Below are 20,454 nucleotides of genomic sequence, written 5' to 3' on the forward strand. Positions count from 1 at the left end.
GTCAGCCCGGCGGCTCCTCCGGTTTCTGGCGATCCTCGATCTTCTTCAGCCACGGCGGCTCGTCATCGGCCAGTTCGGCCTTGATCTGCCCCCAGGTCACGACAGTGAAGAATACCGTACCGCCGAGAATATTGCCGATCAGCGCGGGAACCATGAAACCGGCCACCGCCTCGCCCGACGAGATGTCGCCCACAAAGACGAGGAATGACGCTTCGGTCGCGCCGGCCACGACATGCGCGAAATCGGCCAGCGCGATCAGCCAGGTGATGAGGATGATCATCAGCGGCTTGGCGCCGTCCGCGTTCGGCATGATCCAGACCAGCGCGGCGATCAGCCAGCCGGCGCCGATTCCGCGCAGCATGGTCTCGGTCCATCCCGGTTCCGTCGCATGCAGGGCGAGGTCGCGGATCGCCGCCCAGACTTCCGGCTGATAGCCGCCGGTCGCATGAAGGACATAGCCGAAGATACTGGCGCCGATAATGTTGGTGACGAGAACGAGCGCCCAGAGCCGGACCAGCCGCCAGAGAATGATCCGGTTCGGAGAATCGAGCGCAGGGCAGACGGCGGTGATGGTGTTCTCGGTGAAAAGCTGCATCTGACCGAGGATCACGATCAGAAAGCCGATGGAATAGCCGAGGCTCTCCACCAGCGGCCGCCATGCGGCGTCCGGAAGGTGCGTGCGAAACAACCCTTCGCCGAGCACCGAGAACCCGATCGCCAGACCGGCGACGAGGCCGGAAAGAATAAGCGCCGAAGCCGGCCGCGCCAGCTCGGTCTCACCCTGACGGCGCACGACCTCGAAAATCGCCGGGGGGCGAATCGGCGCCTTGTCCTCGATCGTCTTCAGCTCGTGTTCGTCGAACGCGTCCTCGTTCGCGGATACGTCCGGGTTCTGTCTGGACACGTCGACCTCCGGACGATTGGAATTTTCTGCGCCTATCGGCTGATCATCACCTATCCAGAAATTAACGAGCGCCGAAGCATCTGGTTCCCAACGATGTTCAAAGCGCCTTGCGCGCCATGAGCGCCGCCGAAATCGTGCCATCGTCAAGATAGTCAAGCTCGCCGCCCACCGGGACGCCCTGCGCCAGGGAGGTGACCGCGACTCCGGCTCCCGATAGCGCGTCGGCGATGTAATGCGCCGTCGTCTGGCCATCGATCGTCGCCCCGAGCGCGAGCACCACTTCGCTCACCTCTCCGCCGGAGGCCCGGTCGACGAGGCGAGGAATGCGAAGCGCCTCGGGCGTCACCCCGTCCAGCGCCGAAAGCACGCCGCCGAGAACGTGATAGCGGCCGCGAAACACCGCAGCGCGCTCCATCGCCCAAAGGTCCGCGACGTCCTCGACTACACAGAGCGTCGCCACGTCGCGACGCGGATCGCGGCAGATGGCGCAGATGTCGGTCGTGTCGATATTGCCGCAATCGACACAGACCCGTGCCCGCTCCGCCACTTCGGCAAGCGCCCGGGAGAGCGGCAGGAGCATCAGCTCGCGCTTCTTGACCATTTGCAGAACCGCACGTCGCGCCGAGCGCGGACCGAGCCCGGGCAGTTTCGCCATCAGTTCGATCAATCGCGATATCTCACGCCCAGCCTGGATCTCCGGATCGTTCCCGCTCATCTTCTTCCCCATCGGACGCGCCCGCGAGATTGCGCGCGCGCTGTGCATGCGGTCAAGTTACGGTGCGAAGGCTGGCCCCGGCGCGATCACATTCCGCGCCGGCGTCAGACGCGCCGTAGGGTCGGCCGGTGCGACCTGCGACCTATGGAAGCATCCGGCCCGCCCAGTCTGGATTGCGCCATCATTCCGTCACATTTATGCGCATCGAGCGAATTAGCGCTTGAATCTGGAAGATAATTCGTCAATCTATGCAACCATAGGCGGCAATAGTCGCCTTGTGTCGAATTATTGTTGGTATTGCAGAAGGGTTTCGCCCAGCTTTTTGGCGTCTTCCTTCGCGTGGTCGCGTGCGTCCTGGTCACGTTCGTTTCAGCGCTTCCCTCGCGGGCGGCGGAGAAAAAAGAGTCGGCGCGCGCGTGGAGGGGTGCGTCGGCTCTTCAAACTCGATGGTCTGCGCTACCGGGCCTCCGCCCGCGTTCGCGAAGAACGGTGAGGCCCGAGGCCGAGCGACTCAATAGAGTCGGCCGCCGACCGGAACGGGCCGATCCGGCGCGATCAGCATGACCTCTCCCTCTGCGTCGGGCGCACCGAGGACAAGCACCTCGCTCATGAACTTGCCGATTTGCCGCGGCGGGAAGTTGACCACCGCCATCACCTGTCGACCGACCAGCGCCTCAGGCGTGTAATTCGCGGTGATCTGGGCCGAACTTTTCCTAACGCCGATTTCCGGGCCGAAATCGACCCATAGCTTGATCGCCGGCTTCCTGGCCTCCGGGAAGGGTTCGGCGGCGGTGACGACGCCGACCCTGATATCCACTCTCAGAAAATCGTCGAAGTCGAATTCGGTCGCAGTCCCGGCCATACACCCCTCCCGTCTATCGCTGGAGCACCGTAATCGCAGGCAGGGAATGGCGAAAGAGCTTCCGAAGCCGCCGCCGTTGCGCTCGCGGCGCCGACCAGGCGCAGCGGCGGCGGCGCATACAAACGCCGCCGCGCCTTCGGCCGCCTCAATCCTGAGGCGGAAATTTCAGCGAGTCGAGCCCTTCAGCTCTTCGACGCTCGCGTCGATCCGGGCGCGGACGATTTCATACGCCTCGGCGTTGGCGCGCCCGGCCGCATCGGCCAACTCCTGCGCATTCGCGACGGCGCGCTCGAATGCTTTCGAGGTCAGCTCGGCCTGTTTCGACGCGGCGTCGGCGCCCGGCTCGGCCTTCGCGAGTTCGGCGATCTGCGCCTGCGCCGCCTTCATCGTTTCCTGAAAGATCGCGACCTGCTTCTCGAAGAGGTCTTGATACCCGGCGGCCGCGGCCTTCTGCGCGGTGACCAACGCTTCCATGTTCTTCTGCTGCGCGGCAAGGAGCGCGCTCTTGTCGAACCCCTTCATGGAGGAAAAATCGAAGAACTTCGTCGGGTCCATCGATGTGAACATCTCGGTGAACTTCGTCGGATCGAAGGGATTTGCGCCGGCGCTGAACATTTCTTAGCTCCTGTCCTGAATCATCGCGGCGTCGCTGCCGCTCCCATCGCATATTGTGCGACGCACCATAAAATCAAGCATTGCTGCACTGCACAATTTTATTTCACGCCCGCCCGACTGCGTCCGACATGGCGATCGCCAGCGCCGCTTCCGCCGATTCCTCGCCCCAGGCGACGAGCTGGAACGCGGGGTAGAACCGTTCCGCCGCGCTGACCGCGCCACGCAGCATCGCGTCGATCTGCGACGCCGTCGCGACCGCACCGCCCGCGAGGGTCAGCCCGTAGCGGAACACCATCAGCTTCTGCTCATCCCAGAGATTGAAGCAGCCCGACCAGATCAGATCGTTCGCCCTGTCGAGCAGCAGCGCCAGTTCCGCCCGCCGCTCGGCCGGCGGGTCCATTTCGAAGGTCGAAATCAGGCGCAGCGTCTCGTCGCGCCCACACCAGGCGAGAGTGAGCGAATAGGTCCGCCAGACACCCTCCACCGCCATCGCGATCTGATCCTCGCCAACGCGATCGAACTCCCAGTCGCGCCGCTCCGCCAGCGTCTCGACGATATCGATGGGGTTGAGGTCGTCTGTGTTGAAATCATGCTCGACGGCTTCCATGCCTCGTGCTCCCGTGGTTGCGGCCCGGCGAGGTTGCCCGCCCCGCGAGGGCTTGTTGGGATGCCAACGGGTCGTGGTTGTCTACTCCAGACCCTACGAAATATGGTGCAGCACGCTCGCCGGCCCGTCCAGCAATTTTTTGCCCGAGTTTGTGGGGTTCATCGGTCTGATGAGCTTGACGAGGTCATCCACTCCGCCACCATGTCGTGGCGCACGCCCGCCTCCGCCGCTTCCCGATAAAACGCGATCAGCTGGCGCACCGGCTCAGCGAGCCGGTTGAACCCTCCGACGAAGGAGATGATGACGCCGACCGTGCTCTGACCGGCGATGACCATGAGGCCGCCGACGACCAGCACCGCGACCGGCGCAGCCGCATTGAGAAGATTGAGGCCGGCCTTCAGCATCGTCTTCCACAGCACGAAGGTCATCCGGTTTCTGAATAGATGACCGGTTCGAATCTTCATCTCCTTGCGGTCGGGCGGAGCCTCGTCGCCGATGGCGGCGGCGTAGCGCCGTTTCAACCGCACCTGGATGGAGATCAAACGGTTCAGCCGGCGCTGCATCAGCGGCGCGAGCACCGCCTGAGGCGCAAGAAGCGCGAGCCCGCACAGCGCGACGGCGGGTTGAACATAGAACATGTAGCCAAGCCCGCCGAGCAACATCGCGGCGTTGGCCAGCGCCTGACTGGGCGCCGCGCCGGCGAAGCCGCCAAGCGCCTCGACCTCGATCGAAAGCACGTTGACGATATCGCGGCCCTCGCCATTCGGGCTCGGCTCATCGCCCCTGAGCCGCCAGAGATGCCTGCGCGTATAAATGATGGCGCTTTCGCTCATCCAGCTCTGAAGCATGGCGAGCGCGAATTTGGACGCCTGATGAAGGAGGATGACGCCGAGATAGATCAGCCCGAGCGTGATGACGAGGCCGCCGTCGCTCTTCATCACGCCATCGTCGATCAGACGGCGCTGCAATTCGATCGGCGCCAGCGCCAGTCCGGTGACGACGAGGCTGAGTCCGCAGGCCACGATCTGCCAGCACCCCGTCATGCGGACCACAAACGTCCGGAGGCTGGAGGCCGGGCTGTCGTCGCCGGAACGCTCGATCCGGCGCGGACGGAACCGGATCCGCGCCGTCATCCGGTGACGATCAGCTATCGCGCCCGGCCTCGAGCGCGGCGATCCGGGCTTCGAGGGCCTCGTTCTCCTCCCGCGCCTTCTGCGCCATCTCGCGCACCGCCTCGAACTCCTCGCGCGTGACGAGATCCATCTCGCGCAGAAGCCGCTCCAGCCGCTGGCGCATCACGGTCTCCGCCTCGTCCTTCACGCCCTGCGCGACGCCGGCCGCGTTGGTCATCAGTTGCGAGATATCGTCAAGTATCTTGCTGCGGCCCTGCATCGGCTGATCCTTTCATCGCTACCCGAGTATATGGCCCGGCCGCCCGCGTCGGGCAAGCGCTTGACCTTGGCCGGGCCGCGCACCAGAACGCCGCGGAGCAGGAGAAGCCGCATGCCCCTCGTCATTCCCTACCCGGACATCGACCCGGTTCTGGTGACTATCGAACTCTTCGGTCTTTCCCTGCCGATCCGATGGTACGCGCTGGCCTATCTCGGAGGGTTGCTGATCGGACTCGCGCTCTTCCGGCGGCTGATCGCGCGCCCCTCGCTCTGGCCGGGGGACGTCGCGCCGCTCAACCGCGAGCAGGCGGAGTCGTTGCTGACCTGGATGGTGTTCGGCGTCATCCTCGGCGGACGGCTCGGTTTCGTGCTTTTCTACCAGCCGGGCCATTATCTCGCCCATCCCGGCGAGATCCTTCAGGTCTGGTCCGGCGGCATGTCGTTTCACGGCGGCTTTCTCGGAGTGGCGACGGCGCTGATCCTCTTCTGCCGGCTGCATCAGGCGCCGCTCTTGCAGATCACCGACGGCGTCGCGGCGGTGGCGCCGGTCGGCCTCCTTCTCGGCAGAATCGCGAACTTCATCAATGGCGAGCTTTGGGGCCGGACCACCGAAGCGCCCTGGGGCATGGTCTTTCCAGGCGCGGGCGATATCCCCCGCCACCCGAGCCAGCTCTATGAGGCGGCGCTAGAAGGCGCGCTTCTCTTCGCGCTTCTCTGGCTTCTCGCGACGCGGCGCGGCTGGCTGAAGCGCCCCGGGCTGGTCACCGGCCTGTTCTTCATCGGCTACGGCGCGGCGCGGGCCTTCGTCGAGCTTTTCCGCGAGCCCGACGCGCTATTCTTCGGGCCCGGCAACCCCTATGGCCACGCCATCCGGTTCACGGCGGAATACGGGCTCACCATGGGTCAGGTGCTTTCGCTGCCGATGATCCTGATCGGATTTGGCCTTTGGGCCTTCACGCGCCGGCGATGACGCCGCTGGAGACGATCATCCGTCGGGAGATAACCCTGAACGGGCCGATGACGCTGCATGACTTCATGGCGCTCTGCCTCGCCCATCCCGAGCATGGATATTACACCACCCGCGACCCGCTCGGCGCGAGCGGCGATTTCACCACCGCGCCCGAGATCAGCCAGATGTTCGGCGAAATGATCGGCCTCGCGCTGGCCGAAACCTGGGCCGGAGCGGGCCGCCCGACGCCTTTTCGCCTGGTCGAGCTCGGCCCCGGCCGCGGTCAGTTGGCGGCGGACGCGCTTCGCGCCGCGCGCGCCCTGCCCGGCTTCGTAGATGCAGCCGACGCCTGGCTGGTGGAAATCTCGCCAAGGCTTCGCGCCGAGCAGAAGCGGCGCGTTCCCGGCGCCAGCTGGGCGGCGCGGCTCGATGACGTTCCGGACGGGCCGCTGTTTCTCATCGCCAACGAGTTCTTCGACGCGCTGCCGGTCCGGCAATATGTGATGACGTCGAACGGCTGGGCCGAGCGGATGGTCGGCCTTTCCGGAGATACGCTCGCCGCCGGGCTTCGCCACACGCGCCTCCCCCTCGGCGCCGCGCCGGAGGGCGCGATCCGCGAGCGTAATCCCGGCAGCGCCGCAATCGCCGGGGCGCTCGGCGCGCGCATCGCGCGCGACGGCGGCGCCGCAATCATCATCGATTATGGCTACGGCGAAACCTCGCCGATGGGCGCCGACACGGTTCAGGCGCTCCGGAGCCACCGCTACGCCGACCCGCTGAGCGACCCCGGCCTGGCGGACCTGACCGCGCATGTCGATTTCGAAGCTCTCGCGGCGGCGGCGGGATCAGCGGGCGCCGCCGCGTCCGCGCTGGTTCCGCAAGGCGAATGGCTCGCGCGGCTCGGCATCGGCGCGCGCGCCGAAGCTTTGGCGCGCGCGCGCCCCGACCAGGCCGAAACCATCGCCGCCGCGCTTCACCGCTTGACCGATCCGGCCGAGATGGGGACGCTCTTCAAGGCGCTGGCGATCTTTCCGCCCGGATCGCCGCCGCCGCCCGGATTCGAGACGGAGAGCGCCTCATGACCCTCGCCCCGATACGAACAGACGCCATCAAGGCGCCACACGGGTTCTTCACCCGCGCCGGCGGCGTGTCGGCGGGGATCTACGCGGGGCTGAATTGCGGCCCGGGCTCTCGCGACGATCCCGCCGCGGTGGCCGAGAACCGCGCTCTGGTCGCCGCTCATCTCGGCGCGCGCGAGCTTCTTTCACTCCATCAGGTCCACTCGCCCGATGTCGTCGTCGTCGCTGCACCCTGGGCCGGGGAGCGACCGAAGGCGGATGCGATGGCGACGCGAACGCCCGGCCTCGCGCTTGGCGTCCTCACCGCCGATTGCGCGCCAGTGCTTTTGGAGGATCCCGAAGCGGGCGTGATCGGCGCCGCCCATGCCGGATGGCGCGGCGCACTAGCCGGAGTCACCGACCGGACCATCGAGGCGATGGAGACGCTCGGCGCCGGGCGCGGCCGCATCAGCGCCGCGATCGGCCCGGTGATCAGCCAGCGCGCCTATGAGGTCGGGCCGGAATTCATGGATGAATTCGTCGCCGAGGACCCTGAAACCACGCGCTTTTTCGCCGGCGGCGCCGGCGACCGCGTGCAGTTCGACCTTCCCGGCTATCTGCTGGCGCGCCTGCGCGCCGCCGGGATCGCGGAGGCCGCATGGACCGGCCACTGCACCTTTTCCGACGAGAAACGCTTCTACTCCTACCGTCGCGCGATGCATCGGGGTGAGAAGGATTACGGACGTCTCGTCTCGGTCGTCATGCTCCCCGGCGCCTGAAGTGCCGCATTTCGCAGCAACCGCTCTTGAAACCCGCCGCGAGGGGCTCCGCGCTGAAATGTCGTCGCGCGTGCTTGGCGCGGCGCTCATTTTCGCGCACGAACGCCGATACCGGGCGATCCGCCGCGACGCCTTCCGCTACAGTTTTTTCCAGCGCCTCGTTATCGACCAAGCGGGCGACGCGCCGCCGACCCGGTCAGCGGATCAGCGCCCGGCCCGCCCGGCCTCACTTCTGACCAGTGTCCGCGTGTGGATGGACGTCGCCGAACCCGACCCGAAAGGCGATCCCGCCGATCTTCTCGACGCGCGAGGGTTGGCCGGAAAACGACCCGGGGTCGGCGCTGACGCGCATGACATCACCGTGCGCTTGGGACGTGGCGATGACGCCGGGCGGACTGCCCCCGATCGCAGGAACATGCGCCGGGCCGCCCTCCGCGCCCTCGCTCGGATCGCCGCTCCGATGAGACGCGCGGCGCTCGCCTGTCTCTTCCTTGCCACGCCGGCTTTGGCAGACGACGCCGGGATCACGTTCTGGGACGGCGCCGCACTCAGGACCGCGCCTGACCCGCATGCGGTGCTCCCGGCGCTTCATACCGAGCGGCAGAAGCTCGGCACGCTGATCGCGCGCGATGTCGGACTTTTCGTCGAACCCGCGTCCGACGCGCCCGCCTATGTGTCGAATCTGATCGCCGGCGCGCTCGTCCGGCGATTGGCCGGGCATGTCGCGCTCCACCGCGCGCTCGGCGCCGGCCGGGTGTTCACGATCGAACCGCACGTCGTCGCCGCGCGCGGCCGTGTCGCGGTGAACTGGCGACTTTTCACCGAAGAGGGCGAAGAGATCGGCGCGTTTCTGGCCGCCGCGCGAATGAGCGGCGCCCCCAGAGCCGGACATCCCTTCGCCGGCTTCACCCCGGAAGACGCGGAACGGATCGCGTTTCAGACTGCGGCCCGGCTCGAGGAGGCGCCGTTCGTCGCCGATGCGATCCGCGCCGCACAGACCCTGACGCGGCTGGATCGAACGCCGACGCCGCCCGCGCGGCCGGAAACCCAATCGGCCGCCGCGACAGTTGCGCCGGAAAGCCCCGCGACGCCGGAAGAAGACTGACGCTCAGGGAACCGGTCGCGATCAGCCTTCCGCCGCGGCGCGCGCTTCCAGAATTTCGAACGGGACGCCCGGCTCCGCCTTCGCGCCGCGAATCACCAGCGAGGTTTTCACGCTCGCCACGTTCGCGGCGGCGGTCAGCTCTCCGGTCAGGAAAGACTGGAAGCTGGAGAGGTCCGGCGCGACGCATTTCAGCAGGAAGTCGATCTCGCCGTTCAGCATGTGGCACTCGCGCACGAGCGGCCACGCGCGCGCGCGCTCCTCGAAAGCCCGCAGATCCGCCTCCGCCTGGCTGGAGAGGCCGACCATAGCGAAGACCGTCACCTCGAACCCCAGCGCGCGGGCGTTGACGCGGGCGTGATAGCCCTCGATCAGCCCCTCCTCCTCCAGCGCGCGCACGCGGCGGAGACAAGGCGGCGCGGAGATTCCGAGCCGCTTGGAGAGCTCAACATTGGTCATTCGCCCATCGGACTGCAATTCGGCCAGAATCTTCCGGTCAATCGCGTCGATCTTACCCGCGGCCATTCAACCCCCGTTCGCGGGCTTGCTCCCGCATTCTTATCGCGATCGGAGTTACCGACTAGCCGCGACTTACGCAATAAAATTACGCCATCGAGCAAGATTTCAAAACCGGATTGGCAGCTTGGCGCGGCCGGGGCGGACCATTAAACAAGGCTCCGATCCACCCTCTACCCAGACCCAGCCGAGGACAGACACGATGCCAGAGACCCGCGCCGTCAAGCTTTTGATCATCGGGTCCGGTCCCGCCGGCTACACCGCCGCCGTCTACGCCGCGCGGGCCATGCTGAATCCGGTGCTGGTGCAGGGAATCCAGCCGGGCGGGCAGTTGACCATCACGACGGAAGTCGAGAATTACCCGGGCTTCACCGAAGTGCAGGGTCCCGACCTTATGGTGAAGATGGAGGAACACGCCAGGGCGGTGGGGACGGAGGTGATCGCCGACATCATCACCTCTCTCGATCTTTCCAGCCGCCCGTTCGTGGCGAAGGCCGATTCGGGGGTGACCTTCGAAGCCGAGGCGGTGATCCTCGCCACGGGCGCGCAGGCGAAATGGCTTGGATTGCCGTCGGAGGAGAAATTCAAGGGCTTCGGCGTCTCCGCCTGCGCCACCTGTGACGGCTTCTTCTATCGCGGCCAAGAGGTTCTGGTCATCGGAGGCGGGAATACAGCGGTGGAGGAGGCGCTCTTCCTGACGCGGTTCGCCGACAAGGTGACGCTCATCCACCGGCGCGACAGCCTGCGGTCAGAAAAGATCCTCGAACACCGCCTGATGAAGAACCCGAAAGTCGAGGTGATCTGGAACACGGTCCTGGAGGAAGTGATCGGCGACGAGGACCCGCTCGGCGTCACTGGCGCGCGCATCCGCGACGTGGTGACGAGCGAGATCACGACGCTGTCCTGCGCCGGAGTATTTATCGCCATCGGCCACGCGCCGGCGTCGGAACTGGTCGCCGATCAGCTGGAGACGCATATGGGCGGCTATGTCGTCACCCGACCGGATTCGACCGCCACGTCGATTCCCGGCGTCTTCGCCGCCGGCGATGTGACTGACTACATCTACCGGCAAGCCGTCACCTCCGCCGGCATGGGCTGCATGGCGGCGCTGGAGGCGGAAAAGTTTCTGGCGGAAGCGGAATAGCCGGCTGCCGGCTCCCGACCGCCTGACGGAATCCCCGCAGCCGCCCCAGCTTCCAAGCCGAGCGTCGTCCTGGAACGGGCGGCGATGCTCTTTTCCGGCTCCGGTTCGCGCACATTTCGGCGACGCCCCCACACGGCGCGTCAAACACAATGTGATAGCATGTCATCAGCCACTCCCCCGGCCTGCGGGAACCCCGCGCGCCCGGCGGCATCTGTCTTTCCGAGATGTGAAGTCTCATGGAAAAACAAGATCCGAGGAGCAATACTCATGGCGATGTCTGATACATGGCTGGCGGTCGCCGCCATCGCGGCGCTTGGTTTTGGAGCGCCCGCGAACGCAGCCTCCTATTTCGTCCAGCATTCGATTAATGCGAACGGGCCGGTCTCCATCGGGACCGAGATCGACGGCGCCACCCGGCAGAGCATGAGCCATACCGATGCTCGGGGCGCCATCACCACGAACGCGAATTTGGCCAACGGGACGCTTGCGGGAACGCTTTCCAGCAGCGGCGAAGACGCGATCCGCGGCGTGAGCAGCAGATTCGGCGACCGGGTGACCATCACCGGCGGCGCGGGGACGAATGTGGATTTCAACTTCGATTTCGACGGTGGAATCGACATGTCCGCCGACTCTCTCGGCAACATTCCAATCCTGCTGTCGGGAAGCTTCCGCTACGCGATCTTCGATCCGTCGGCGGGCGCGAACGCCGGGAACTGGACCTCCATGAGTTTTCCGATCTTCAGCGGGACGGATCGGAGTCTCGGCAAGGATATCGTTTCTTTCAGCTACAGGACGGACGCGCTGCCGGTCTCCGATCTCTTCGATGAGTTGCTTTCCGTCACGCTGCCTGTGGTTTCCGACGAACAGAGCTTCGACATTTTCGCCAGCCTGACAGCGACCTTGCTCTCCGGCGACAATGCGATCGACCTCGCCCTGAATCTCAGCAGCGTGGCGAGCCTCGGGCTCGCGAGCGGCGTCACGATCGATTCCGCCTCCGGCGTGTTCCTGACCGAAGGGCCGAACGCGGCGCCGCAGACCGTCGCGGCCGTGCCGCTCCCGGCGAGCGCGCCGCTGCTGCTCGGCGCGCTCGGCCTTCTCGCGTGGCGGCGGGTGGTGTCCGCTCGCGCCGCCTAGAGGTCCAGCATCCCCTGACCGGGCTTCGGCTTCGGCGCGGAACCGGCTTTCCGCGCCGGTTTCGACGCGCCGACGACAACGGCGCCGACATCGCCATCGGCAAGCTGTAATCGCAGCTCGTCACCCGGCGCCGCCGCCTTCGCCGACATAAGCACCCCGTCCCGACCGTGCACGATGGCGTAGCCGCGCGCGAGCACGCCCTTCGGCCCGAGATTGGTGAGAAGCCGGCAAGTCTCGTCCAGCCGCCGTCGCGCATCGCGAACCGCGGCGGCGCCGATGCGCGAAAGCCGCAAAGATACGCCCTCGAGCCGCGCGCGGGCCTCGGCCTGGCGCCGCGCCATCGCCGCCGGCGCGCGCGCCAGGCGCGCCGCGCGCTCGTTCAGCCGCGACCTCTCGTTCGCCGAACGCCGGGCGAGCGCGGGACCGAGCCGGGCGGACCATGAAAGAAGGCGTTCGCGCCGCCGGTCGATCTTCTCCGTCAGAAGCGCGGGGCCGAAACGCCCGGCGGCGCCTGCGGCGAACGCGATGCGTTTCCGGTCCGCCGCGCGCTGCAACGCGAGCGGAAGACGTTCGCCCGCCATGTCCAGCCGCTGGCGGCGTTCGGCGACGATCTCGTCGGGTCGCGGCAGCGCGCGAGCGAGATCGCGAAGACGCCGGCGACGTTCCTCGATCAGACGCCCGATGGAGCGCGCGCGGCGCTCCTCCAGCCCCTTGAGCGCGGCGAGAAGCTCACCCCTCACTGGCGCCGCGATCTCCGCCGCGCCGGTCGGCGTCGGCGCCCGACGGTCGGCGGCGAGGTCGATCAGCGTCGTATCCGTCTCATGCCCGATGGCGGATATCAGCGGGATCGCGCTCTCTGCCGCCGCCCGCACCACGATCTCCTCGTTGAAACCCCAGAGATCCTCAACCGAGCCGCCGCCCCGCGCGACGATCAGCACGTCAGGCCGAGGCGTCGCCCCGTCCGGACCAAGCGCGTTAAAACCGCGAATCGCCGCCGCGACCTCGGGCGCGCATTTCTTGCCCTGCACCGCGACCGGCCAGACCAGAACATGCAGCGGAAACCGTTCCGCCAGCCGGTGCAGGATATCGCGGATGACGGCGCCCGACGGTGAGGTGACGACGCCGACGACGCGCGGCAGGTAAGGCAGCGCGCGCTTCCTTTCCGCCGCGAAAAGCCCCTCCGCCGCCAGCGCCGCTTTCCGTTTCTCCAGCATCGCCATCAGCGCGCCCATGCCGGCGGGGGCGAGGCTCTCGACGATCAACTGGTAGCGCGACTGGCCAGGATAGGTGGTGAGTCGCCCGGTTGCGATCACCTCCATCCCCTCCTCCGGGTCGACCTCCAGCCGCGCTGCGACGCCTTTCCAGACGATGGCGTTGAGAACCGCGCGATCGTCCTTCAGATCAAGATAGAGGTGGCCGGAGCGGGGACGGGAGACCCGACCGATTTCACCCCGCACCCGGACATGGTCGAAGGCGCCTTCGACGACGCGCTTGACCGCGCCGGATAGTTCCGAGACGGTGAATTCTGGTGCGTTTCCGGCGTCAGGTTCATCTTCGAGCAGGTCCATTCCACTTCTCTATCAAGCCGCGCCTTGCCGGTCACGCGCCGCTTCGCTAGACGGGCGGCGATCAGGGAGGCGGACGATGGACATCCTCATTCTCGGCGGCGGTGGGCGCGAACATGCGCTGGCCTGGGCGATCCGGAAGAGCCCGGAATGCGGTCGGCTGATCGTCGCGCCCGGCAACGCCGGCGCTTCGCGCATCGCCGAATGCGCGCCGCTCGATAACGAGGACGGCGCGGCCGTCGTCGCCTTCGCGAAGCGAGAGGCGGTGAATTTCGTCGTTATCGGGCCTGAAGCCCCACTCGCCGCCGGCGTCGCAGATGCGCTGAGGAATGCGGGCATTGCGGTCTTCGGCCCGTCCCGCGCGGCGGCGCAGCTTGAAGCTTCGAAGGGTTTCACCAAGGAGATTTGCGCAGCAGTCGGCGCGCCCACTGCCGATTATGCGCGGTTCGACGATCTTGAACGCGCAAAAGCTCATGTCCGCGCCACGGGCGCGCCGATCGTGGTGAAGGCGGACGGGCTCGCCGCCGGCAAGGGGGTGACAGTCGCGGCGACCGTCGCGCAGGCGGAATCGGCGCTCGAGGACATTTTCGCCGGCGCTTTCGGCGCGGCGGGCGCCGAGGTGGTGATCGAGGAGATGCTGACAGGGGAAGAAGCGAGCTTCTTCGTGCTCTCCGACGGCGAGACCGCCCTCCCCTTCGGCTCTGCGCAGGATCATAAACGCGCCTTCGACGGCGACGAGGGGCCGAATACCGGCGGCATGGGCGCCTATTCGCCCGCCCCGGTGATGACGGCCGCGGTCGAGGCGCGGGCGATGGACGAGATCGTCCGCCCCTGCCTCGCGGAGATGGCGCGGCGCGGCGCACCGTTTCAAGGCGTGCTTTTCGCCGGGCTGATGATCGAGAATGGGCGTCCGAAGCTGATAGAATTCAATACGCGTTTCGGCGATCCGGAGTGCCAGGTTCTGGCGATGCGGCTCGGCTCCGACCTCCTGCCGCTTCTGCGCGCCGCCGCCGATGGCCGGCTGGACGATCTTCGGACCGAATGGCGACCCGAGCCGGCGCTGAGCGTCGTGGTCGCCGCAAAGGGCTATCCCGGCGGCTATACGAAGGGCGAGCCGATCAGCGGACTCGAAGCCGCCGCCTCGGACCCGAATGTCGAGATATTCCACGCAGGGACGGCGTCGAAGGACGGCGCGACGGTCTCCAATGGCGGCCGCGTGCTCGCCGTCACGGCGCGCGGCGAGACGCTGGAGGCGGCGCGGTCCCGCGCCTACGCGGCGGTCGGGCGAATCGAGTGGCCGGGCGGGTTTCACCGTCGCGATATCGGCTGGCGCGCGCTCAAGCCCCGAGAATAGCGCGCGCCACGTCGTCCCGCACCTCGCCCCGCGCGACCATCTCCGCCGCGACGCGGTCGATATCCGCCCCCGTCGCGCCGGCGGCGATGGCGACGTTGCGGGCGTGAAGGCCCATATGGCCGCGCTGGATGCCCTCGGTCGCCAGCGCCCGCATCGCCGAAAAGTTCTGCACCAGCCCGACCGCGGCCATCACCCGCGCCAGACCGTCCGCCGTCTCCGCGCCGATGATCGTAAGACACATGCGCGCCGTGGGGTGCGCTTTCGTCGCGCCGCCGACGACGCCGACCGGCATCGGCAGTTCGATCACGCCGGAGAGATCGCCGGAAGCCGTCCGCTCCCAAACTGTCAGAGGCCCATAGCCGCCGGGACGGGTCGCGGCGTAAGCATGCGCGCCGGCCTCCAGGGCGCGGCTGTCATTGCCGGTGGCGAGCGCGACCGCCGAGACGCCGTTCATGACCCCCTTGTTATGAGTCGCGGCGCGGTAGGGGTCGGCGGCCGCGAAGGCGTAGGCGTCCAGCATGCCCTCCACCACGTCCGCGCCGATCTCCCGCGCGGGCCAGACCGCGCGCGCCCGCACCAGACGCCGGTCGGCGAGGTTGGAGAGGATGCGGAGCCCGACCACGCCGCCGGTCCATTCCTCGACCTTCGGGGCGATTCGCTCCGCCATCGTGTTGACCGCGTTCGCTCCCATCGCGTCGCGCACGTCGATGATCAGATGGAGGACAAGAAACGCGCCGACGACGCGCGCCTCGATCCCCCGGAAACCGCCGCCGAGCGAGACAAGCATCGGATCGCACGCATCGCAAAGCGCGCCGATCTCCGTTTCGCGCTCAAAGAGCGCGGCGCGGGCGGCGACCGGGTCCGAAAGGCCCTTGATCTGCACCTGCGCGATCATCCGCGGCGCGTCCGCCGAGGTGAAGACGCCGCCGGCGCCGCGGCAGGCCTTCGCGCCGTTGCAGAGCGCCGCGATCACCGAACTTTCCTCGGTCGCCATCGGAACCAGCGCCTCGGCCCCGTCGACGATCAGGTTGGTCGCGACGCCGAGCGGTGTCGACATCACTCCGATCACGTTCTCCGACAGATGGTCCGCGAGATCGCCCTCGGGCGCCGAGGCGGCCCTGAAGCGCGCAACCTCCTCCGCCGTCAGCCCGACCCTCGCGGCGACCGCATCAAGCCGCGCGGCGCGGCTCAGATTATGGAAACCCGGCAATCTCGATGATGTCATGGCGACCTCCGATGAGGTCGAAAAACCCCGCGCCATGCATCGCTGTCAATCGCGCCTTCGGCCTGTTTCTCTTCGCAACTGCAAAATTTCCTCTCGCCAAACCGTCCCGAAGCCCCTAGACCGCGCGCGACAGTGAACAGGAGCCGAAGTGGACCTCAGGAATATCGCCATCATCGCCCATGTCGACCATGGCAAGACCACGCTCGTCGATGAGATGCTGAAGCAGTCGGGGGCCGTCCGCGCCAATCAGGCGATGGACGAGCGGGCGATGGACAGCAACGATCTCGAACGCGAGCGCGGCATCACCATTCTCGCCAAGTGCACTTCGGTCGACTGGAAAGAGTCGCGCATCAATATCGTCGACACCCCCGGTCACGCCGATTTTGGCGGCGAGGTGGAGCGCATTCTCTCCATGGTCGATGGCGTCGTGCTGCTGGTCGACGCCGCCGAAGGACCGATGCCGCAAACCAAGTTCGTCACGTCCAAGGCGCTGGCGCTCGGCCTCCGTCCCATCGTCTGCCTCAACAAGGTCGACAAGCAGGAGGCGGAGCCCGACCGCGCGCTGGACGAGGTCTTCGATCTTTTCGTGGCGCTCGACGCCAGCGACGAGCAACTCGACTTCCCGGTTCTCTACGCCTCCGGCCGCTCCGGCTGGGCCGACGAGACGCTGGACGGGCCCCGCGACGGTCTCGCGCCGATGTTCGAGACAATCATGCGGCACGTTCCCGGCCCGGCGCAGATCGGCCGGGAGGGCGAGCCCTTCACCATGCTTTCGACGACCCTGGAGGCGGACCCGTTTCTCGGCCGGCTCCTGACCGGACGGATCGCGACAGGAGCGGTCGGCCCGGGCGACATGCTTCACGCGATGACCCGCGACGGCAAGGCGGTCGAGCGGTTTCGCGTCTCAAAGGTTCTCGGCTTTCGCGGGCTGAAGCGCACCCCGGTGGAACGGGCCGAGGCGGGCGACATCGTGGCGCTTTCCGGCATGACCAAGGCGACGGTCGCCGACACGCTGGCCGCGCCGCAGGTGACGACGCCGATCGCGTCCCGTCCCGTCGATCCGCCGACGATCTCGGTTACGTTCGGCGTCAACGACAGCCCGCTCGCCGGCAAGGACGGCGACAAGGTGCAATCGCGGGTGATTCGCGAGCGGTTGATGCGTGAGGCCGAGGGCAATGTCGCGCTGCGCGTTGCGCCGACCGCGGAGGGCGACGCCTATGAAGTCTCCGGGCGCGGCGAATTGCAGATGGGCGTTCTGATCGAAACGATGCGCCGCGAAGGGTTCGAGCTCTCCATCTCCCGTCCCCGTGTTCTCTTTCGCGAGGAGGCCGGCGAACGGCTGGAGCCGATCGAGGAAGTCACCATCGACGTCGACGAGGAGTTCGCCGGCGCGGTGGTCGAGAAGATCACCCAGCGCAAGGCCGAGATACGTGAGATGCGCCCCGGCGGTGGCGGCAAGACCCGGATCATCGCGCATGCGCCGTCGCGCGGGCTGATCGGCTATCACGGCGAATTCCTGACCGACACGCGCGGCGCTGGGGTGATGGCCCGCATCTTTCATTCCTGGGCGCCGCACAGGGGGCCGATCCAGGGGCGCAGGAGCGGGGTTCTGATCTCCATCGAGCAGGGCCAGTCGGTCGCCTTCGCGCTGTTCAACCTGGGCGATCGCGGGAAGCTGTTCATCGGCGCCGGCGAAACGGTCTATCAGGGGATGATCATCGGCGAGAACGCCCGCCCGGGCGATCTTGAGGTCAACCCGCTCAAGGGGAAAAAGCTGACCAACATGCGCGCTTCGGGCAAGGATGAGGCGGTTGTGCTGACCACGCCGGTGCGCATGAGCCTCGAGCAGGCGATCGCCTATATCGCCGACGACGAGTTGCTTGAGGTCACGCCCAACCATCTTCGGTTGAGGAAACGGTTGCTTGACCCGAATGACCGCAAGCGCGAGTTGCGAAACGCGAAGGGCTGAACGCTCATTGTCGCAAATTGCTTCGCATTTCGCGAAATTGCCTAAAGTTGCGCATAATGCATTCATGACGTTTTCAGAACCGCGCGCCGGGCGATAATCCCGGCGGAGAATTTCTTACGTCCGCGCAACCAATTAGGGTATGCGCCTTTCGACTCCAATAAGCATGATGCCCGCCAGGGGCGTTTGGCACGGTGCTTGCATTACAACCCATACGAGATGAGCATTGTGGGAGATCGAGCATGAAACATCCTGTTGACGTCCATGTGGGCATGCGCGCGCGCCAGCGGCGCTGGATGGTCGGGATGACCCAGCAGCAGCTGGGTGAGAAGGTTGGGATCAAGTTCCAGCAGATTCAGAAATACGAAACCGGCATGAACCGGATCAGCGCCAGCCGGCTCTGGGACATCGCCGCCGCGCTTGACGTTCCGATCTCGTACTTCTTCGAAGGTCTCGACGGGGCCGAAGATCTGGCCGCCAACGCGGAGTCGAACGCCCGGCCGAAAGGCGATCTGTTCGCCGACAAGGAAGCGTTGGAACTAGTTCGCAGCTATTATTCAATTCCCGAAGCGCAACGTCGTCGTCTGTTCGATCTGGCGCGCGTCCTTTCCGACGCGGCTTGAGACGTTCGCCCAAGCGCGCAGCTGGTTGACGGCGGGCGGCGCTTGCGAAAAGGTCCGGTGGGTGGAGCCACCGGACCTTTTTTCGTGACATATCCTCATATCGACGACCTGCTCAAGACGGCGCACGCGCTGGCGGACGCCGCGCGCGCGCCGATCCTGCGCCACTTCCGCTCCGCCGAACTCAGCGCCGACAACAAACGCCCCGGCGGGTTTGACCCGGTAACGGCCGCCGACCGCGAGGCGGAGACGGCGATGCGCGCCGTCCTCGCCGAAATGCGCCCGGACGACGCCATCCTGGGTGAAGAAGCTGGCGCCAGCGCCGGAACCAGCGGCCTGACTTGGGTGCTCGACCCGATCGACGGCACCCGCGCCTTTCTTTGCGGCGCGCCGGTTTTCGGCGTTCTGATCGCGGTTCACGATGGCGCGCGGCCTCTACTCGGCGTCATCGACCAACCTTTCACTGGCGAGCGTTTCACCGGCGCCCCCGGCATCGCGGAACTGACGCGCGGGACGGAAAAGCGGGCGCTCTCCGTTCGTCGCGGACGGGGATTGGAGAATGCGATCCTTCTCACCACGTTCCCAGAGGTCGGCACGGAGCGCGACGCCGCCGGGTTCGCCGCAGTCCGCGACCGCGTTCTTCTCACCCGCTACGGGCTCGATTGCTATGGCTACGCCCTTCTCGCGCTCGGTCAGGTCGACCTCGTGATCGAAGCCGGGCTTCAGTCCTATGACATCCAGGCTCCGATCACGGTGGTCGAGGCGGCTGGCGGCGTCGTCACCGACTGGCGCGGCGGACCAGCCGATCAGGGCGGACAGGCGATCGCCGCCGGCGATCCGGCGCTGCACCGGGCCGCGCTCGACCTGCTAGCGCCGTTCGCCGCCTGAAGCGCCCGCCCCGCTCCGAAGCCGTGATCAAACGCCGTTCTCGACCAGAAACCGGTCGATGCCGGCCCATGCTCGCTGCCGGATCAGGGGCGTCTCGAAGAAGATTTCATGCCGCGCGCCCTTGATCTCCATCAATCGGCAGACCGGTGATTTCGCCGCCAAACTGCGGATCGCGGTCGGCTCGACCACCGCCTCGTCGCCACCAAGCATGATCAGCATCGGCCCCGACGGCGCGGGCGCGGCGGCGAGGGCTTCGGTCTCGTCAAACGCCTCGGCCATCCACCCTAGCGTCGGCGCGCCGAGCCCGAATCCCGACTCGGCCTCCAGATGTTTCCGGAACCATTCGTAATGGTCGGAATCCCCGGTCAGCACATTGCCCTCGAAATCCTGGTGCAGCACATAGGGGCGCGATGCGTGCGGCGCCGGCGTGAAAGAGGTCTCGAAGCCGAAACGGCGCGCGAACGCGATCATCCCGCGCGCCGCGAGCCGTGTGATCGGCTTCATCGCGAGCCCCAGCATCGGCGCCGTCATGATCGTCGCGGCCGGCTCCACCAACTCGTCGAGGAGCGCGCGCACGCCGATACAACCGCCCATAGAATGACAGATCAGCACCCGCCTTCCCGGCAGGGCCATGACCTGAGGCGCCGCGAGAAAGGCGCCGATATCGCGCTGATAGGCGGCGAAGCCCCCCACATGACCTTTCATCCGGTCGCCGAGCGGGCGCTCGGAAAGCCCCTGACCGCGCCAGTCCAGCGTCGCGACCGAGAAACCACGCTCGACCAGCAGGGAGATCACGCGACCATATTTCTCGATATACTCGGTGCGACCCGTGAAGATCAGCACGGTTCCCCGCGTTCCCTCGTCCCATATCGCCGCGCGAATGCGTCTCCGGCCGGATGTCAGCCAGAAGGCGCGGCCGGTCTCCGGCGCCTCCGCCAGTTCGTTATAGAGTGGGGCCGACTCTGTCATAGCAGGTCCTTGCGGCGGATCGGGGTCGCTACGGCGCCATCGCGCGCCTTTCGATCATCAGAATTCTTGCCTTGACCGCGGCGCGACCCCA

Annotated in this window: 21 protein-coding genes; 10 read left to right on the forward strand and 11 right to left on the reverse strand. The window is 66.8% G+C overall.

Translation table 11 applies throughout. The features are described from left to right. Position 1: 1 nt before the first annotated feature. From G5B40_RS08185 to G5B40_RS08215, 7 genes are all read right to left on the reverse strand, one after another. Complete coding sequence (locus tag G5B40_RS08185; protein WP_165097346.1) at positions 2-904, reverse strand: formate/nitrite transporter family protein; 903 nt, start codon at positions 902-904, stop codon at positions 2-4. A gap of 97 nt (positions 905-1,001) precedes the next feature. Continuing rightward, positions 1,002-1,619: a recombination mediator RecR gene (gene recR, locus G5B40_RS08190; RefSeq protein ID WP_165097348.1), complete on the reverse strand. Its 618-nt coding sequence runs from the start codon at positions 1,617-1,619 to the stop codon at positions 1,002-1,004. Between the two features lie 511 nt (positions 1,620-2,130). Continuing rightward, entirely contained in the window at positions 2,131-2,481 is a 351-nt protein-coding gene (locus G5B40_RS08195) for a tRNA-binding protein (protein WP_165097350.1), read from the reverse strand. A 165-nt stretch (positions 2,482-2,646) separates the two neighbouring features. Continuing rightward, complete coding sequence (locus tag G5B40_RS08200) at positions 2,647-3,096, reverse strand: phasin family protein (protein ID WP_165097352.1); 450 nt, start codon at positions 3,094-3,096, stop codon at positions 2,647-2,649. A 103-nt stretch (positions 3,097-3,199) separates the two neighbouring features. Then, positions 3,200-3,703, reverse strand: a complete 504-nt coding sequence (locus G5B40_RS08205) for a type III secretion system chaperone family protein (RefSeq protein ID WP_165097354.1) — start codon at positions 3,701-3,703, stop codon at positions 3,200-3,202. A gap of 158 nt (positions 3,704-3,861) precedes the next feature. Further along, entirely contained in the window at positions 3,862-4,836 is a 975-nt protein-coding gene (locus tag G5B40_RS08210; RefSeq protein ID WP_165097356.1) for an ABC transporter transmembrane domain-containing protein, read from the reverse strand. A gap of 10 nt (positions 4,837-4,846) precedes the next feature. Then, complete coding sequence (locus G5B40_RS08215) at positions 4,847-5,095, reverse strand: accessory factor UbiK family protein (RefSeq protein ID WP_165097358.1); 249 nt, start codon at positions 5,093-5,095, stop codon at positions 4,847-4,849. A gap of 111 nt (positions 5,096-5,206) precedes the next feature. On the opposite strand from G5B40_RS08215, the gene lgt reads away from it, so the two are divergent. From lgt to G5B40_RS08235, 4 genes are read left to right on the forward strand one after another with little or no spacing between them, the layout of a single operon-like run. Beyond that, complete coding sequence (gene lgt / locus G5B40_RS08220; protein ID WP_165097360.1) at positions 5,207-6,064, forward strand: prolipoprotein diacylglyceryl transferase; 858 nt, start codon at positions 5,207-5,209, stop codon at positions 6,062-6,064. Continuing rightward, entirely contained in the window at positions 6,061-7,125 is a 1,065-nt protein-coding gene (locus G5B40_RS08225; protein ID WP_165103410.1) for a class I SAM-dependent methyltransferase, read from the forward strand. Before lgt ends, G5B40_RS08225 begins: the two co-directional genes overlap by 4 nt. Beyond that, positions 7,122-7,880, forward strand: a complete 759-nt coding sequence (pgeF, locus tag G5B40_RS08230) for a peptidoglycan editing factor PgeF (RefSeq protein ID WP_165097362.1) — start codon at positions 7,122-7,124, stop codon at positions 7,878-7,880. The genes G5B40_RS08225 and pgeF overlap by 4 nt, the downstream gene beginning before the upstream one ends. A 1-nt stretch (position 7,881) precedes the next feature. Beyond that, complete coding sequence (locus tag G5B40_RS08235) at positions 7,882-8,985, forward strand: hypothetical protein (RefSeq protein WP_165097364.1); 1,104 nt, start codon at positions 7,882-7,884, stop codon at positions 8,983-8,985. Between the two features lie 21 nt (positions 8,986-9,006). On the opposite strand, the gene G5B40_RS08240 is transcribed toward G5B40_RS08235, so the two are convergent. After that, positions 9,007-9,507: an Lrp/AsnC family transcriptional regulator gene (locus tag G5B40_RS08240; RefSeq protein WP_165097366.1), complete on the reverse strand. Its 501-nt coding sequence runs from the start codon at positions 9,505-9,507 to the stop codon at positions 9,007-9,009. A gap of 193 nt (positions 9,508-9,700) precedes the next feature. Between G5B40_RS08240 and trxB the strand changes: the two genes are divergently transcribed. Further along, entirely contained in the window at positions 9,701-10,642 is a 942-nt protein-coding gene (trxB, locus tag G5B40_RS08245) for a thioredoxin-disulfide reductase (protein ID WP_165097368.1), read from the forward strand. Between the two features lie 267 nt (positions 10,643-10,909). Further along, the gene (locus G5B40_RS08250; protein ID WP_165097370.1) at positions 10,910-11,776 is read left to right on the forward strand and encodes a hypothetical protein; all 867 of its coding nucleotides are present in this window, start codon (positions 10,910-10,912) and stop codon (positions 11,774-11,776) included. On the opposite strand, the gene xseA is transcribed toward G5B40_RS08250, so the two are convergent. Continuing rightward, complete coding sequence (xseA, locus tag G5B40_RS08255) at positions 11,773-13,344, reverse strand: exodeoxyribonuclease VII large subunit (RefSeq protein WP_165097372.1); 1,572 nt, start codon at positions 13,342-13,344, stop codon at positions 11,773-11,775. The genes G5B40_RS08250 and xseA overlap by 4 nt on opposite strands. Positions 13,345-13,420: 76 nt before the next feature. Between xseA and purD the strand changes: the two genes are divergently transcribed. Next, entirely contained in the window at positions 13,421-14,695 is a 1,275-nt protein-coding gene (purD, locus tag G5B40_RS08260; RefSeq protein ID WP_165097374.1) for a phosphoribosylamine--glycine ligase, read from the forward strand. On the opposite strand, the gene G5B40_RS08265 is transcribed toward purD, so the two are convergent. Continuing rightward, positions 14,679-15,920, reverse strand: coding sequence for a hydroxymethylglutaryl-CoA reductase, degradative (locus G5B40_RS08265; protein ID WP_246209763.1), 1,242 nt, complete (start codon positions 15,918-15,920; stop codon positions 14,679-14,681). The two genes, purD and G5B40_RS08265, sit on opposite strands and share 17 nt — an antisense overlap. A 148-nt stretch (positions 15,921-16,068) precedes the next feature. Here G5B40_RS08265 and typA point away from each other — a divergent pair, with 148 nt between their 5' ends. The 3 genes from typA (at position 16,069) to hisN (ending at position 19,394) form a co-directional block, all read left to right on the forward strand. After that, the gene (typA, locus tag G5B40_RS08270; protein ID WP_165097378.1) at positions 16,069-17,889 is read left to right on the forward strand and encodes a translational GTPase TypA; all 1,821 of its coding nucleotides are present in this window, start codon (positions 16,069-16,071) and stop codon (positions 17,887-17,889) included. Between the two features lie 239 nt (positions 17,890-18,128). Beyond that, a complete protein-coding gene (locus tag G5B40_RS08275; RefSeq protein ID WP_165097380.1) occupies positions 18,129-18,509 on the forward strand; it encodes a helix-turn-helix domain-containing protein in 381 nt (126 codons plus the stop codon). Between the two features lie 84 nt (positions 18,510-18,593). Beyond that, complete coding sequence (gene hisN / locus G5B40_RS08280; RefSeq protein ID WP_246209764.1) at positions 18,594-19,394, forward strand: histidinol-phosphatase; 801 nt, start codon at positions 18,594-18,596, stop codon at positions 19,392-19,394. A gap of 27 nt (positions 19,395-19,421) precedes the next feature. Here hisN and G5B40_RS08285 read toward each other — a convergent pair whose 3' ends face one another. Beyond that, positions 19,422-20,363: an alpha/beta fold hydrolase gene (locus G5B40_RS08285; RefSeq protein WP_165097382.1), complete on the reverse strand. Its 942-nt coding sequence runs from the start codon at positions 20,361-20,363 to the stop codon at positions 19,422-19,424. Positions 20,364-20,454 lie beyond the last annotated feature (91 nt).

The organism is Pikeienuella piscinae (assembly GCF_011044155.1).
GTDB lineage: Bacteria > Pseudomonadota > Alphaproteobacteria > Rhodobacterales > Rhodobacteraceae > Pikeienuella > Pikeienuella piscinae.